Annotated in this window: 14 protein-coding genes; 7 read left to right on the top strand and 7 right to left on the bottom strand. The window is 71.0% G+C overall.

All coding sequences use genetic code 11. The features are described 5' to 3' along the window. Window positions 1-352 precede the first annotated feature (352 nt). From ACWC21_RS18875 to ACWC21_RS18895, 5 genes are all read right to left on the bottom strand, one after another. Window positions 353-538 carry a hypothetical protein gene (locus ACWC21_RS18875; protein WP_450883142.1) on the bottom strand — a complete coding sequence of 62 codons (186 nt, stop codon included), beginning with the start codon at window positions 536-538 and terminating at the stop codon, window positions 353-355. A 73-nt stretch (window positions 539-611) separates the two neighbouring features. After that, window positions 612-1031 (bottom strand): avidin/streptavidin family protein, encoded by a 420-nt coding sequence (locus tag ACWC21_RS18880; protein WP_450883144.1) that lies wholly within the window; start codon window positions 1029-1031, stop codon window positions 612-614. A 13-nt stretch (window positions 1032-1044) separates the two neighbouring features. Then, window positions 1045-1887 carry a universal stress protein gene (locus ACWC21_RS18885; protein WP_450883146.1) on the bottom strand — a complete coding sequence of 281 codons (843 nt, stop codon included), beginning with the start codon at window positions 1885-1887 and terminating at the stop codon, window positions 1045-1047. A 185-nt stretch (window positions 1888-2072) separates the two neighbouring features. Then, window positions 2073-2921: an STAS/SEC14 domain-containing protein gene (locus tag ACWC21_RS18890; RefSeq protein ID WP_450883148.1), complete on the bottom strand. Its 849-nt coding sequence runs from the start codon at window positions 2919-2921 to the stop codon at window positions 2073-2075. A 103-nt stretch (window positions 2922-3024) separates the two neighbouring features. Beyond that, entirely contained in the window at window positions 3025-3654 is a 630-nt protein-coding gene (locus ACWC21_RS18895; RefSeq protein WP_450883150.1) for a protein-L-isoaspartate(D-aspartate) O-methyltransferase, read from the bottom strand. A 376-nt stretch (window positions 3655-4030) separates the two neighbouring features. On the opposite strand from ACWC21_RS18895, the gene ACWC21_RS18900 reads away from it, so the two are divergent. The 5 genes from ACWC21_RS18900 (at window position 4031) to ACWC21_RS18920 (ending at window position 10944) form a co-directional block, all read left to right on the top strand. Next, window positions 4031-4912, top strand: coding sequence for an oxygenase MpaB family protein (locus ACWC21_RS18900; protein WP_450883152.1), 882 nt, complete (start codon window positions 4031-4033; stop codon window positions 4910-4912). A 177-nt stretch (window positions 4913-5089) separates the two neighbouring features. Continuing rightward, window positions 5090-6652: a phytoene desaturase family protein gene (locus tag ACWC21_RS18905; RefSeq protein WP_450883154.1), complete on the top strand. Its 1563-nt coding sequence runs from the start codon at window positions 5090-5092 to the stop codon at window positions 6650-6652. Window positions 6653-6718: 66 nt separating this feature from the next. Beyond that, window positions 6719-7831, top strand: coding sequence for an NAD(P)H-dependent flavin oxidoreductase (locus tag ACWC21_RS18910; RefSeq protein ID WP_450883155.1), 1113 nt, complete (start codon window positions 6719-6721; stop codon window positions 7829-7831). Beyond that, entirely contained in the window at window positions 7828-9378 is a 1551-nt protein-coding gene (locus tag ACWC21_RS18915; protein WP_450883156.1) for an acyl-CoA synthetase, read from the top strand. Before ACWC21_RS18910 ends, ACWC21_RS18915 begins: the two co-directional genes overlap by 4 nt. 69 nt (window positions 9379-9447) lie before the next feature. Continuing rightward, complete coding sequence (locus ACWC21_RS18920) at window positions 9448-10944, top strand: acyl-CoA synthetase (protein WP_450883158.1); 1497 nt, start codon at window positions 9448-9450, stop codon at window positions 10942-10944. A gap of 32 nt (window positions 10945-10976) precedes the next feature. On the opposite strand, the gene paaK is transcribed toward ACWC21_RS18920, so the two are convergent. After that, window positions 10977-12272, bottom strand: coding sequence for a phenylacetate--CoA ligase PaaK (paaK, locus tag ACWC21_RS18925; protein WP_450883160.1), 1296 nt, complete (start codon window positions 12270-12272; stop codon window positions 10977-10979). 155 nt (window positions 12273-12427) lie between these two features. On the opposite strand from paaK, the gene ACWC21_RS18930 reads away from it, so the two are divergent. Continuing rightward, window positions 12428-13270, top strand: coding sequence for an alpha/beta fold hydrolase (locus ACWC21_RS18930; RefSeq protein ID WP_450883162.1), 843 nt, complete (start codon window positions 12428-12430; stop codon window positions 13268-13270). Window positions 13271-13276: 6 nt separating this feature from the next. On the opposite strand, the gene ACWC21_RS18935 is transcribed toward ACWC21_RS18930, so the two are convergent. Beyond that, a complete protein-coding gene (locus ACWC21_RS18935; RefSeq protein WP_450883164.1) occupies window positions 13277-14887 on the bottom strand; it encodes an acyl-CoA synthetase in 1611 nt (536 codons plus the stop codon). A 180-nt stretch (window positions 14888-15067) separates the two neighbouring features. On the opposite strand from ACWC21_RS18935, the gene ACWC21_RS18940 reads away from it, so the two are divergent. After that, window positions 15068-15868 carry a crotonase/enoyl-CoA hydratase family protein gene (locus ACWC21_RS18940; RefSeq protein WP_450883166.1) on the top strand — a complete coding sequence of 267 codons (801 nt, stop codon included), beginning with the start codon at window positions 15068-15070 and terminating at the stop codon, window positions 15866-15868. The last annotated feature ends 9 nt before the right edge of the window (window positions 15869-15877 follow it).

Consider the following 15877-nt stretch of genomic DNA (forward strand, 5'->3'; position numbering starts at 1 on the left):
CCTTTCGAGGAACTGTGCGGGGAAGGCGATGGTGCCTGGGGGCCATGGCTGGCTGTATGGCGACCGGCAGCTCGATGTCCTTCAGCTCCACCAACAGGACGTGGACGCCCCATCGCTGAGTGCGTCCGTCGAAGATGGAAACGGATTCCCAGGTTCCGGACATTGCGCAGTTTCCCTAAGCGGAACACGGCACCGCGCTGATATCTCCGGACGATCGCGACTCCGAGGTTCGGCACGGCACCCACCTCCTTGGGGCTCTCGCCTACATCGTGGCCCGGGCGCGTGCGGCGGGGCCCGTGCCATCCGGCCCGTCGGCAAGGGCCGAACGGCCCCTGTACACCGGGTCCGGGGTTCAGCGCCCGGTGCGGAGCACCGGTGCACCGAGCCGCCGGGCAGCGGTGCGCCAGGCCCGGGTCAGCGCGCTGTGCGTCATGGCGAGAGCCTGGCCCTGGGGCTGTTCGCTGCCCAGGCGCAGAGGTGCGCCGACGTGCACGTGGAATCGTGGGCGGCGCAGCGGAGCGGTGAGCAATCGGACCACTTGTTCGATCGGGCCGCCGGACGCCAGTACGCGGGCTCCGGCCTGTCCCTGTGAGGCGACTGAGCATCGGCCTTCAGGACGGCATCGGGTGCGAGACCGGTCGGCCGCTGCGAAGAGCGCGATCGACGTCCTCGCCGGTCGGCTTCCGCCGAGTGAATACGTCCTGCCCGACCACAGTGGACTCCCAGGCCTCCGCCGTGGCGGAGCGGGTCAGCAGCCAGGTGGTGAGAATACGGTCAGGATCGGCGAAGAACTGGCCGCTCCAGCTCGTGACGGATCCCACGTTGCCGTGCTCGTTGCGCCAGGCGATGGTCCAGCCGACAGCGATGCCGTTTCCCGGGCTCGTCGGTCCGTCGTGGCGTCCGGTGAGGAGGTACGTCCCCGGCGTGTGTCCCACGGCGGTGACGTACCGTCCGGTGACGGTACCCTCCGGGTGCGACTCGAGGTTCATGTGCGAACCGAACTCGTTGTACCACTCTCCGTCAATGGGCATGATCTCTCCCTGTTCAGGCCCGTGGGCGAATGACTGCCAGGGGGCACTGGGAGAACTGCAGGAGATGGTGGCTGACGGATCCCAGGGCCAGACCGCGGAAGCCGCCGAGGCCACGAGAGCCGACGACCAGGAGGTCGGCCCGGTCCGAGGCGCGGGCCAGCGCGATGACCGGTGACTCGTCGGGCAGCTCTTCCACCACCTCGACATCGGGATACTCCTCGCGCAGCGGAGCCAGCCACTTCTCCAGCGCCTGCCGCTGCTCCTCGGCCATGGCGTCCTGGGCCGCGCTGACATGGGCGTGCTGCCCTGGATGGCTCCAGGCGTGCACGGCCTGCAGCCGGCTGCCGCGGAGTGACGCCTGCTCGAAGGCATACGCCAGAGCGGCCCGGGAGTGCATCGACCCGTCGGCGCCGACCACGATGCGGCCGTGGCCGGTGGTGGCGTGGTTGACGATGACCACCGGGCAGGCCGCGTGACCGACCACCTGCAAGGCGACCGAACCGAGCAACAGACTTCCGAAGCCGCCCATGCCCTTCGCCCCGAGTACCACGGTGTGGGCGTGCTCGGCTTCGGCCAGCAGTACCGCTGCCGGGGTGCCCGAGGGGAGAGCGGATGTGACCTCCAGGTCCGGATGGGCTTCCCGCACGATGGCGGTGGCCTCGTCCACGACGCCCTGGTCCCAGTTGCGCGCCTCCTGGGCGCGCCCCTCTTCGGTGGTCGCGTAGGAGTGGAACAGGGGTAGGACGTGGATGATGCGCAAGGGGTACTGGCGCACAGTCGCCTCATGGGCGGCCCACACCAGAGCTCGCAGACTCCGCCCCGAGCCGTCGACTCCGACCACGATCGCACCAGTCATGAACCCTCCCGGGTGTACGGACGTCGGTGTTCGCCGCCGTTCGGTCTGTGGCTGGGTGACCGTGGCCATCGGCCTTGCCGCGCGAGCGACTCGGCCGCCGGCCGGTCAGGGAGTCGCACCGGTCTGCATGATCGCTCGGGCGATGGTCATGGTCCTCTGCCTCGTTGTGCGCGCTGAAGAGCCTGTCAACCCGCACCGCCGGGTGCGCGGTCGGGCGGAGTCGAGGCCCAGGCGACGGCGTCGTCGCGTTCTCCGTATCCGAACTGCCGTACTTCGGCTTGGACGAAGTGCTTCGCAAGGTGGGGCACGAGGCCGGCGAGCTTGCTGTCGGCCGCCAGCGCGATCCTCCTGACCTTGCGATGATGGTCACGGACGAAACGTATGTGCCTGAGCAGGCTTCCGATGTTCTCCCATCCCGGGAAGGCGCGAACGTGCACCACGACACCGGCCAGTTCGTCGTGGATTTCGAGCCAGCTGTCGGCTGTCTCTGCAAGCGCGTCGAAGTCCTGCACGCGCAAGGGCTGTTCGACCTCGATCACAAGAACCTTGGACTCGGCCAGGAGCTGGTGGGAGACCCCGGGCCCTTCGGGCAGGGAGACGAGCCAGCGCAGGGCCTCTTCGCGGTCCTGGCAGGCGAAGACGCGCACCGGACAGGGCATCAGGAAGCCCGCGAGCCGGGTCGACTGCCGGATCCAGCCGATGTCGCTGACGACGGCACACCCTTCGAACAGGCGCATCGCGCCGATCCCGACCTTGAGGTCCTCCCAGCCGGCCGCTGGGCTGAGCGACTGGAATTCCGGGCCGAACTCGTACAGGAGCCGGATACGGCGGTCTTCACTGCGCGCGTCGTCGACGAGCGGCTCGATCACCGCTTCGTAGTCGTCCTTCGACACCGTGCCGATCGCCCTGACGGCGTCGATCCCCGAGGGCACGTCCTGGACTCTGTCAAGCATGCCGTTCCTCTCAGCAGAGACCCACCCCTCCCGCCAGGCCGCCAGAATCGCCTCATACCACGATTTTTCTTGCTGTTCCATCATCGCAAGATGCCAAGATCTTCGCGACCGCGTTCCGGGTGTCCGTCCTGCTCGCCCCGCACCCCCGCAGGAATGCCGCCGGTGCGGCGCGGTCCGCAGGCTTTCAGGAGGGAAAGCCGTACCGTCCTTGGAGGCGGACGAAATGCGCGAGCGTGAGGATCCCCCGGCGTTCCAGCCCCGCCGCGGTGCGCAGGAAGGACACCACCTGCTCACGGCCTCCCGGCCCGACGGGCTGTACGAGGCGGCCGCCGAAGCGCAGCTGCTCGGTCAGCGGTGCCGGCACCTCCGGGAACGCGGCGGACACGATGACCGCGTCGTACGGAGCACGGTCCGCAACGCCGCCGCTGCCGTCCCCGATGCGCAGCTCGAGATTGCGAACACCCTGTCGGGCGAGATTGTGCCGTGCCTCCCGGCCGATCTGCGGCGACATCTCGATGGTCACCACGTCGGCGGCCAACCGGGCGAGCAGTGCGGTCTGGAAGCCGAACCCGGTGCCGATCTCAAGAACGTGCTCGTCCCCGCTCAGATCGAGGCCCTCGATCATCATGGCCGAGAGCGAGGGCTGGGTGGTCACCTGTCCGTGCCCGATCGGAATGGGCACGTCGTCGTAGGCGCGCGCTCGGTGGCCGGCGGGGACGAATGCCGCTCGGGGCGTCGCCCCTACGGCCTGGAGCAGGCGCTCGTCTCTGATGCCGGCAGCTCGAACGGCCCGTACGAGATCCTCGGGTGTCATGGCTTCCAGTACACCCTCGGGCCCCTGGGCCTCGCGCGTCGGCGGGGCCCGGTGACAACGCCGAGGTGCGACGCGGCTCCGTCCTGTCGTGGTGCCACCGGTCAGCCGCCTCACTGGCATGCCGGACGGGTCGGTTCCCAGACTTCCCCCAGCTCGCGTACCTCCGCTACGGCATCGGCACGGCACAGCGCGGCCGGCCCACCCCGGGACGACGTGATCAACACATGGCCGCTCCGGCGGCTGCGCCGGTTCCTGCGCAAGCCTTTCGAGTGAATGATCCAGAGACAATCTGGGCAGTTACTGATCGCACAGCGGTGCCTCATGCGTGCGCCGGTAGGTAAAAAGCAGGTCAGCGGGCGACAAGAGGTGACGACCAATGGCTGTGGTCCCATCTGCCGGCGTGGAGATCACATGGTCGGGCGATCCGGGGCTGTTCACGCCCTCCTCCGTGACCTGGCAGATGCACGGCGACCCCATGATGTGGGTCGCCGGGATCCGCGCGCTCTACCTGCAGGCCCTGCACCCGCGAGCGGTGCGCGGAGTCATGCAGAACTCCGACTTCCGGCAGGACGCCTGGGGACGGCTGATGCGCACCGCGAACTTCGTCGGGACGACGACTTACGGGACCACCGAGGCCGCCGAACGCGCCGGCGCCCGGGTGCGGAAGATCCACGCGATGCTGAAGGCGACTGATCCGGAGACGGGGGAGCGGTACGGCGTCGACGAACCCGAACTGCTGCTGTGGGTGCACTGCGCGGAGATCGACTCCTATCTGCACGTGCTGCGCCGATCCGGCTTCCCCCTCACCGACACCCAGGCCGACCGCTACATAGCCGAGCACCGGGTCAGCGCCCGCCTCGTAGGCCTCGACCCCGCCACCGTGCCCGGCGACACAGCCGCGCTGGCCGCCTACTTCGAGAAGGTACGGCCGCACCTGGCCGCGGGGGCCGAGGCACGCGAGGTGGACGACTTCCTGCTCCGCCCGCCGACGCACCCCCTGCTGGTGCCTGTGCGTGCGGTGCTGTGGCGGCGGGTGACGCACCTGGCGTACGCCGCGCTGCCGACGTACGCCCACGAGCTGTACGGCAGACCGGCCCCGGCCCCCGCCACAGTCACCCGGCGGCTGCGGGCCACGGGCGCCCTGCTGCGCGGCATTCCCGCACGTCTGCGCTGGCAACTGCCGCCCAAACACATCCTGCGCGCCATGGCGAGGCTCGGACCGGACGCACGTCCGGCACCGTACAAAGCCGGGCGCTAGGCCGCCTCACCGGACGAGAAGGGGGCCACATCGCCGAGCAGGCCGCCGCCGGGGTACGCAGGCCGTCGAGCTGTACCGGCGGTTGGGGACTCACGCCGGCAGCGGGCGTCCGGCGGACACCGGGCCGACACCGGCACGCCTCTGGCCGCCGTAGATCATCACGTGTTACGAAGAACCATGCCCCCACGCGAGCCATCCCGGAGCTACGACGTCGTCATCGTCGGCGGCGGCCACAACGGCCTCGTCGCCGCCGCCTACCTGGCCCGGGCCGGCCGGTCCGTGCTGGTGCTCGAACGGCTGGACCACACCGGCGGCGCCGCCGTCTCCACCCGCCCGTTCGCCGGGGTCGACGCCCGGCTGTCCCGCTACTCCTACCTGGTCAGCCTGCTGCCCAGGAAGGTCGTCCGAGACCTCGGCCTGAACTTCCGCGTCCGAGGACGCACCATCTCCTCGTACACCCCCGCGGAGCGGGCCGGACGGCCCACCGGGCTGCTGGTCGGCGGCGGCGAGCGGCGCACCCGGGAGGCCTTCGTCCGGCTGACCGGCGGCACCCGGGAGTACGAGGCGTGGCAGCGCTTCTACGGCATGACCGGTCGGGTCGCCCAGCGGGTGTTCCCGACGCTCACCGAGCCGCTGCCCACCCGCGACGAACTGCGCCGCCGCATCGACGACGAGACCGCCTGGCGCGCCCTGTTCGAGGAGCCGATCGGCGTCACGATCGAGGAGAGATTCGGCGACGACCTGGTGCGGGGCGTGGTCCTCACCGACGCGCTCATCGGCACCTTCGCCGACGCCCACGACACCTCCCTGGCACAGAACCGCTGCTTCCTCTACCACGTCATCGGCGGCGGCACCGGCGCCTGGGACGTCCCTGTCGGTGGCATGGGCGCCCTGACCGACGCCCTGGCCACCGCCGCCCGCCAGGCCGGCGCGGTGTTCGCGACCGGGCACGAGGCGGTACGCATCGACACCGACGGGCGCTCCGCCGAGGTCGGCTACCGCACGGCCGACGCCGAGGGGACCGTCACCGCCCGGCACGTCCTCGTGGGCGCGTCCCCGCGGGAACTCGCGGCACTGACCGGCGACCCCGCCCCGGTGTCCGCCGAAGGCGCCCAGCTCAAGGTGAACATGCTGCTCAAGCGGCTGCCGCGGCTGCGGGACCGCGACGTGGACCCGCGCGAGGCCTTCGCCGGTACCTTCCACATCGCCGAGGGCTACGCGCAACTGGCCACCGCACACGCCCAGGCCGCGTCCGGCGAACTCCCCGCAGCGCCCCCCTCGGAGATCTACTGCCACTCCCTGACCGACCCCACCATCCTCGGCCCCGAACTGGTGGAGCGCGGCTACCAGACCCTCACCCTCTTCGGTCTGCACACCCCCGCCCGGCTCTTCGCCCGCGACAACGACGCCGTCCGAGAGGAGCTGCTGAAGTCGACCCTCGCCCAGCTCGACGCCCACCTGGCCGAGCCGCTCGCCGACTGCCTGGCCACCGACGCGGAAGGCCGCCCCTGCATCGAGGCCAGGAGCCCGCTGGACCTGGAACGCGACCTGCGCCTGCCCGGCGGCAACATCTTCCACCGCGCCCTCGCCTGGCCCTACGCCCAGGAGGACACCGGCCGCTGGGGCGTGGAGACCCGGCACGCCAACGTCCTGCTGTGCGGGGCGGGCGCGGTGCGCGGGGGAGGGGTGAGCGGCGTACCCGGGCACAACGCGGCGATGGCGGTGCTCGAGTCCGTCTGAGGAAAATCTGACGGACTATCAGAAAGAGCCTTCCGTCCTCCGGGGGACTGCGGCATCCTGCGCCCCATGCAGACGGAGCTGAGCAAGAAACTGGGAGTCGAGCACGCCGTCTTCGGCTTCACGCCGTTCCCCGCCGTCGCCGCGGCCATCAGCCGGGCCGGCGGCTTCGGAGTGCTCGGCGCGGTCCGCTACACGGCCCCCGACGATCTCAAAGGCGACCTGGACTGGATCGAGGCGCACGTCGAGGGCAGGCCCTACGGGCTCGACGTCGTCATGCCCGCGAAGAAGGTGGAGGGGGTGACCGAGGCCGACGTCGAGGCGATGATCCCCGAGGGGCACCGCCAGTTCGTCAGGGACACCCTCGCCAAGTACGGCGTGCCCGAACTCGCCGAGGGCGAGCCGTCCGGGTGGCGCATCACCGGCTGGATGGAGCAGGTCGCCCGCACCCAGCTCGACGTGGCCTTCGACTACCCGATCAAGCTGCTCGCCAACGCCCTCGGCTCGCCGCCCGCGGACGTCGTCGACCGCGCCCACGACCAGGACGTGCTGGTGGCCGCGCTCGCCGGCAGCGCCCGGCACGCCCGCAAGCACCAGGAGGCGGGCATCGACATCGTCGTGGCCCAGGGTTACGAGGCGGGCGGCCACACCGGTGAGATCGCCTCCATGGTGCTGACCCCGGAAGTGGTCGAGGCCGTCGACCCGCTGCCCGTGCTGGCCGCGGGCGGCATCGGCAGCGGCCGGCAGGTGGCGGCCGCACTGACCCTCGGCGCCCAGGGCGTGTGGCTGGGCTCCCTGTGGCTGACCACCACGGAAGCGGACCTCCACTCGCCCGCCCTGACCCGCAAACTGCTCGCCGCGGGGTCCGGCGACACCGTCCGCTCCCGCGCGCTGACCGGGAAACCCGCACGCCAGCTCCGCACCGAATGGACCGACGCCTGGGACGACCCGGCGGGCCCCGGCACCCTGCCCATGCCGCTGCAGGGCCTGCTGGTCGCCGATGCGGTCTCCCGCATCCAGAAGTACGAGGTGGACCCGCTGCTCGGCACCCCCGTCGGCCAGATCGTCGGCCGGATGAACAGCGAACGCAGTGTGCGTGCCGTCTTCGACGACCTCACCCGCGGTTTCGAGCTGGCCGTCGACCGTCTGAACCGTATCGCCGGAAGGAGCGGCCAGTCGTGAGCACACCCCCAGCGGGCTTCTGGGCCCAGGCCACCGCCGACCCCGACCGCACGGTCCTCGTCGCCCCCGACGGCGAGGAGTGGACCGCCGGACGTCTGCACACGGCCGCCAACCGTCTCGTCCACGGCCTGCGCGCGGCCGGCCTGGAACGCGGCGATGCCTTCGCGGTCGTCCTGCCCAACGGCGTCGAGTTCCTCACCGCCTACCTGGCCGCCACCCAGGCCGGGTTCTACCTCGTCCCGGTCAACCACCACCTCGTCGGCCCCGAGATCGCCTGGATCGTCTCCGACTCCGGCGCCAAGGTCCTCGTCGCCCACGAGCGGTTCCAGGCCCCCGCCCGGCACGCCGCCGACGAGGCAGGCCTGCCCGTCACCCACCGGTACGCGGTCGGCACCGTCGAGGGATTCCGCCCCTACGCCGAACTCCTCGCCGGGCAACCGGAGTCGGCGCCCGCCGACCGCGAGCTCGGCTGGGTCATGAACTACACCTCGGGCACGACCGGACGACCGCGCGGCATCCGCCGCCCGCTGCCCGGCAAACGGCCCGAGGAGTCCTACCTCGGCGGCTTCCTCGGAATCTTCGGCATCAAGCCGTTCGACGGCAACGTGCACCTGGTCTGCTCGCCGCTCTACCACACCGCCGTCCTGCAGTTCGCGGGCGCGTCCCTGCACATCGGCCACCGCCTTGTGCTGATGGACAAGTGGACGCCCGAGGAGATGCTCCGCCTCATCGACGCGCACGGGTGCACCCACACCCACATGGTCCCCACCCAGTTCCACCGGCTGCTCGCCCTCCCCGAGGAGGTGCGCGCCCGGTACGACGTCTCCAGCATGCGGCACGCCATCCACGGCGCCGCCCCCTGCCCCGACCACGTCAAACGGGCCATGATCGACTGGTGGGGCCACTGCGTGGAGGAGTACTACGCGGCCAGCGAGGGCGGCGGTGCCTTCGCCACCGCCGAGGACTGGCTGAAGAAGCCCGGCACCGTCGGCAAGGCCTGGCCGATCAGCGAACTGGCCGTCTTCGACGACGACGGCAACCGGCTCCCGCCCGGTGAACTCGGCACGGTGTACATGAAGATGACCACCGGCGGCTTCGCCTACCACAAGGACGAGGCGAAGACGCGGAAGAACCGCATCGGCGACTTCTTCACCGTCGGCGACCTCGGCTGCCTCGACGAGGACGGCTACCTCTTCCTCCGCGACCGCAAGATCGACATGATCATCTCCGGTGGCGTGAACATCTACCCCGCCGAGATCGAGTCGGTGCTGCTCGCCCACCCCGCCGTCGCAGACGCCGCCGCCTTCGGCATCCCGCACGACGACTGGGGCGAGGAGGTCAAGGCGGTCGTGGAACCGGCCCCCGGCCACGAGCCGGGCCCCGCCCTCGCCGCCGCCCTCCTCGACCACTGCGCGGGGCAACTGGCCGGCTACAAACGCCCGAAGAGCGTCGACTTCATCACCGAGATGCCCCGCGACCCCAACGGCAAGCTGTACAAGCGGCGGCTGCGCGACCCGTACTGGGAGGGCCGCACCCGGCCGGTGTGACCCGCGTCCCGGCCCGTACTCCGCCCGTCTCCTTGACCTGCCTCGCGAGCGGCCCGAAGATCAGGTGGCATGACGCAGGTTCAGGGCAGCACGGTCGACGGGGTGCTGCGGCGCAGCGCCCGCCGCACCCCGGCACGTGTCGCGGTCGAGTACGGCGAGCGCGCGTGGACGTACGAGGAACTCGACGACGCCGTCTCCCGCGCGGCATCCGTACTCCTCGGCGAGGGCCTCGCCCCCGGTGACCGGGTCGGCGTCTACGGCCACAACTCCGACGCCTGTCTGATCGCCTTCCTGGCCTGCTCCCGCGCGGGCCTCGTCCACGTGCCGGTCAACCAGAACCTGACCGGCGACGACCTGGCGTACGTCATCCGTCAGTCGGGCAGCGGCCTGGTGCTCGCCGACCCGGACATCGCCGGCCGGCTGCCGGACGGCGTACGGGTGTTGCCGCTGCGCGACGCCGGCGACTCCCTGCTGGCGCGGCTGGTGGACACGGCGCTGTACGACGGTCCGGAACCGCGCACCGAGGACCTGGTGCAACTGCTGTACACCTCGGGTACCACCGCCCTGCCCAAGGGCGCGATGATGACCCACCGGGCGCTGGTGCACGAGTACCTGAGCGCCATCGCCGCGCTGGACCTGAGCGCCGGGGACCGGCCGGCGCACGCTCTGCCGCTGTACCACTCGGCCCAGCTGCACGTCTTCCTGCTGCCCTACCTCGCCGTGGGGGCGACGAACATCATCCTCGACGCGCCGGACGGGGACCGCCTGTTCGACCTGATCGAGACGGGCCGCGTGGACAGCCTGTTCGCCCCGCCCACCGTGTGGATCGGGCTGACGAACCGTCCCGACTTCGCCACCCGCGACCTCGGCGGCCTGCGCAAGGCGTACTACGGGGCGTCGATCATGCCCGTCCCCGTCCTGGAGCGGATGCGTGAACGGCTGCCGGAACTGGCCCTGTACAACTGCTTCGGCCAGAGCGAGATCGGCCCCCTGGCCACCGTCCTCTCACCCGACGAGCACAAGGGCCGGCTGGACTCCTGCGGGCGGACCGTGCTGTTCGTGGACGCGCGGGTGGTCGACGAGAACGGCGAGGAGGTGCCCGACGGCTCGCCCGGCGAAATCGTCTACCGCTCACCGCAGTTGTGCGAGGGCTACTGGGACAAGCCGGAGGAGACGGCCGAGGCCTTCCGTGACGGCTGGTTCCACTCGGGGGACCTGGCGGTGCGGGACGCGCACGGCTACTTCAGAATCGTCGACCGGGTGAAGGACGCCATCAACTCCGGTGGTGTGCTGGTCGCCTCCCGGCAGGTGGAGGACGCGCTGTACACGCACGAGGCCGTGGCCGAGGCGGCCGTGATCGGCCTGCCCGACGAACGGTGGGTGGAGGCCGTCACGGCGGTCGTCGTCCGGCGCGCAGAGGTCACCGAGGAGGAACTGATCGCCCACACGCGGGAGAAGCTCTCCTCCTTCAAGGCGCCCAAGCGCGTGCTGTTCGTGGACGAACTGCCGCGCAACGCCAGCGGCAAGATCCTCAAGCGGGAGCTGCGGGACCGGTTCGGCGGCTGACCGTCACCGCCCTCTCGGCCGGTTCCGGAGACCTACCGGGGGCGCAGGTCCACGATGCGGCGGATCTTGCCCACCGAGCGCTCCAGCGACTCCGGTTCGACGATCTCGACGGCGACGGACACACCGATGCCGTCCTTCACCGCCGCCGCGATGTCCCGGGCCGCCGCGTCCCGCGCCTCCGGCGTCGCGCCGGGCCGGGCCTCGGCCCGTACGGTGAGCGAGTCCAGGCGGCCCTCGCGGGTGAGCCGCAACTGGAAGTGCGGGGCGACACCCGGGACGCGCAGCACGATCTCCTCGATCTGCGTCGGGAACAGGTTCACCCCGCGCAGGATCACCATGTCGTCACTGCGGCCGGTGACCTTGGCCATCCGCCGGAACACCCGGGCGGTACCCGGCAGCAGCCGGGTCAGGTCACGGGTGCGGTACCGGATCACCGGCATCGCCTCCTTGGTCAGCGAGGTGAGGACCAGTTCGCCCTCCTCGCCCTCCGGCAGCACCTCGCCCGTGACGGGGTCGACGACCTCCGGGAAGAAGTGGTCCTCCCAGATGTGCAGACCGTCCTTGGTCTCCACGCACTCCTGGGCCACCCCGGGGCCGATCACCTCGGACAGCCCGTAGATGTCGACGGCGTCGATCGCGAACCGTTCCTCGATCTCCCTCCGCATCTCCTCGGTCCAGGGCTCGGCACCGAACACACCGACCCGCAGTGAGGTGGAACGGGGGTCCACGCCCTGCCGTTCGAACTCGTCGAGCAGCGTGAGCATGTAGGACGGCGTGACCATGATGACCCCGGGCCGCAGGTCCTGGATCAGCCGGACCTGCCGGGCCGTCATACCGCCGGACGCCGGGACGACCGTACAGCCCAGCCGCTCGGCACCGTAGTGGGCGCCCAGCCCGCCGGTGAACAGCCCGTACCCGTAGGCCACATGGATCGTGTCTCCGGGCCGGCCGCCCGCCGCCCGGATGGAGCGGGCCACCATGTCGGCCCACATCGACAAGTCGTTCTCCGTGTAACCCACCACCGTGGGGTGCCCGGTGGTGCCGCTGGAGGCGTGGATACGGCGGATCCGCTCCCGGGGCACGGCGAACATCCCGTACGGGTAGTTCTCCCGCAGGTCGGACTTGGTGGTGAAGGGGAAACCGTGCAGATCGGCAAGCGAGCGGCAGTCCTCCGGGCGGACCCCTGCCTTGTCGAAGGACTCCCGGTAGAAGGGCACGTGGGCGTAGGCGTGCCGCAGGGACGCCTGGAGCCGCTCCAGCTGCAACGCCCGCAGCGCCGGCGCGTCCAGCCGTTCACCCGCGTCGAGCAGGTCCCTCGCCTCCACCATGGTCTTCTCCCTCAGCCGCGCCGCCCTCTCGACCGATCGTTCGGTCGAGCCCTCGGGATCAGTCAACGCCGCCCGGCCCGCCCCCGGCAAGAGGTCCGGCCGCACCCGGGAGAACTCCGTTGCGGCCGGCCGGGCCGCGGCCCATGATCGGCACCATGCCGACCTTCACCGCGCCCGACGGTACCGAGCTCGCCTATCACCTCCGTGGTGAGGGGGAGCCGCTCGTCGTCCTGCCGGGCGGGCCGATGCGAGCCTCCGTCTACCTCGGCGACCTGGGCGGCCTGACCGCCCGCCGCCGGCTCGTCCTCCTGGACCTGCGGGGGACCGGCGACTCCGCGCCGCCCGTGGACCCGGCGACGTACCGGTGCGACCGCATGGTCGACGACGTGGAGGCGTTGCGCGCCCATCTGGGGCTGGAGCGCATGGACCTGCTCGCGCACTCGGCGGCCGGCAGTCTGGCGATGCTGTACGCGGCGCGGTGTCCGACCCGGGTGCGGCGGCTCGCACTGGTCACCCCCAACCCGACGGCCCTCGGCATGCGGGCCACCGTCGAGGAACGGCTCGCGGCCGCCCGGTCCCGGGCGGAGGAGCCGTGGTTCGAGAGGGCGCTCCCGGCGCTGGAGGCCCTGCTGGCGGGGGACGGCGAGTTCGATCTCGCGTGCGTGCCCTTCTTCTACGGGCGCTGGGACGAGGCGGCACGGGGCCACGACGCGGCCACCGAGGAGCAGACCAACGAGGAAGCGGCCGACGTCTACTTCTCCGACGGCGCCTTCGCCCCCGACGCGACCCGCGCCGCGCTCGCCGCCCTGACCGCCCCGGTCCTCGTCCTCGCCGGCGAGCTGGACGGCAACCCCCACCCCGAGCTCGCCCGCCGCACCGCCGAGGCCTTCCCGCACGGCGCACTCGCGGTCCAGCCCGGCGCCGCCCACTATCCGTGGCTCGACGACCCGGAGTGGTTCGTCCGCCGGGTCGCCGCCTTCCTCCGCACACCGGCGTAGCCCGGGTTACCGGTCCGCCGCCACCGCCGTCTCCCGCGCCCACCGGTAGTCGGCCTTGCCGCTCGGTGACCGCTGGATGGACTCCGTGATCACCAGCTGGCGGGGGACCTTGTACCCGGCCAGCCGGGTACGGCAGTGGGCCTGGATCTCGGCCAGGGACGGCCGGACGGAGCCCTCGCGCAACTGCACCACCGCCGCGACGTGATGGCCCCAGGTGGCGTCCGGCACACCGGCCACCAGGGCGTCGTACACGTCCGGATGCGACTTCAGCGCCTGCTCGACCTCCTCCGGGTACACCTTCTCGCCGCCCGTGTTGATGCACTGGGAGCCGCGCCCGAGGACGGTGACGACGCCCTGCTCGTCGACGGTCGCCATGTCACCGAGCAGCACCCAGCGCCGGCCGTCCCGCTCGAAGAAGGTCTCGGCGGTTTTCCGCGGGTCGTTGTAGTAACCGAGCGGCACGTGACCGCATTGCGCGACACGCCCGATCTCACCGGCGGCCACCGGCTCGTACGTGGCCGGGTCCACCACCGTGGTACGGGAGTTGACCCGGATACGGAAACCGCGCTCGGGGCCGGAGTCGTCCGTCGCCGTTCCGTTGAACCCGGATTCGGAGGAGCCGAAGTTGTTCAGCAGCATGGCGTTCGGGACGAGCTCCCGGAACTGGAGGCGCACGGTCTCCGACATGACCGCCCCCGACGAGGAGACGCTGAACATGGAGGAGCAGTCCGTGCCCTTCATGGGCCCGCTCAGCGCGTCGATGAGGGGGCGCAGCATCGCGTCGCCCACCAGGGACATGCTGGTGACCCGCTCCTTCTCGATGGTGCGTAGAACCTCCTCGGGGACGAACTTGCGGTGGATGACGACCCGTTGCCCGAAGTTGAAACCGATGAACGCGGTGAGGGTGGAGGTGCCGTGCATCAGCGGGGGAGTGGGGAAGAACGTGATCCCCGAGCCGCCCGCCGCCACCCGCTCGGCAAGTTCCTCCGGCCTCTTCACCGGTTCGCCGGTCGGTGCCCCGCCGCCCAGACCGGCGAAGAACAGGTCTTCCTGACGCCACATCACCCCCTTGGGCATCCCGGTGGTCCCGCCGGTGTAGATGATGAACTGGTCGTCGCCCGAACGCTCCGGGAAGCCCCGCTCGGGCGACCCCCCGGCCTCGGCCTCGGGGAACGGGACGGCGCCGGGCACCTCGGCCGGCCCGCCCACCACCAGCAGGTGCCGCAGCTTCGGCGCACGCGGCAGCGCCGCCGCGACGCGGCCGCCGAACTCCGCGTCGAAGACCAGCGCGACCAGATCGGCGTCCCGGTACAGGTAGACCAGTTCCTCCTCGACATAGCGGTAGTTGACGTTCACCGGCACGATCCGGGCCTTGAGGCAGCCCAGTACCGTCTGCAGGTACTCGACGCCGTTGTAGAGATGAAGGCCCAGGTGCTCACCCGGCCGTATCCCGCGGTCGATCAGATGGTGGGCGATCCGGTTGGCGGCGGCGTCCAGTTCCGCGTACGTCAGACGGTGCTCCGCGCCCGTGCCGGGGTGGTCGATGTACACGAGCGCCTCACGGTCGGGAACCGCGTCGACGACGGACTCGAACAGATCGGCAAGGTTGTACTCCACCGCTCCTCCTGACCCCGGGCAGTCGTACCTGGCATCTGTCGGCTCGCCGGTCATCAGAGCAAAGGGCGCGGCAAGTGTGAAGAGCTCCCGACGAGAAATCTGACTGCCTGTCAGAAAACCCTTGAAGTGCCCCCTCCACTACTGCAACCTGTTCTCGTTCTGTCAGAGGGGAGATGGGCGATGGGTGGAACCGAACACCTCACCGTGCGGCGCGAAGGCGCCACACTGGTGCTCACGCTCAACCGGCCCGAGGCCAGGAACGCGCTCTCGTTGTCGATGCTCGTCGGCCTGTACGACGGCTGGCTCGCGGCCGACGAGGACGACGCGGTCCGCTCCATCGTGCTCACCGGAGCAGGCGGCGCCTTCTGCGCCGGGATGGACCTCAAGGCACTGGCCGGCCAGGGCATGGAAGGACAGCACCACCGGGACCGGCTCAAGGCCGACCCCGACCTGCACTGGAAGGCGATGCTGCGCCACCACCGACCGCGCAAGCCGGTGATCGCCGCCGTGGAGGGCCACTGTGTCGCGGGCGGCACGGAGATCCTGCAGGGCACCGACATCCGGGTCGCGGGCGAGTCCGCCACCTTCGGCCTGTTCGAGGTCAGGCGCGGCCTGTTCCCGATCGGCGGCTCCACGGTCCGGCTGCAACGCCAGATCCCGCGCACCCACGCCCTGGAGATGCTGCTCACCGGACGGCCGTACACCGCCCGGGAGGCCGCCGCCATCGGACTCGTCGGGCACGTCGTCCCCGACGGCACGGCACTCGGGAAGGCGCTGGAGATCGCCGAACAGGTCAACGCCTGCGGCCCGCTGGCCGTGGAGGCCGTCAAGGCGTCGGTGTACGAGACCGCCGACATGACCGAAACCGACGCTCTGGCCGCCGAACTGAAGCGCGGCTGGCCCGTCTTCGACACCGCCGACGCCAAGGAAGGCGCCCGCGCCTTCGCGGAGAAACGGCCCCCCGTATACAAGCGCGCCTGACCCCTGAGG

This window comes from Streptomyces sp. NPDC001348, from assembly GCF_053597535.1.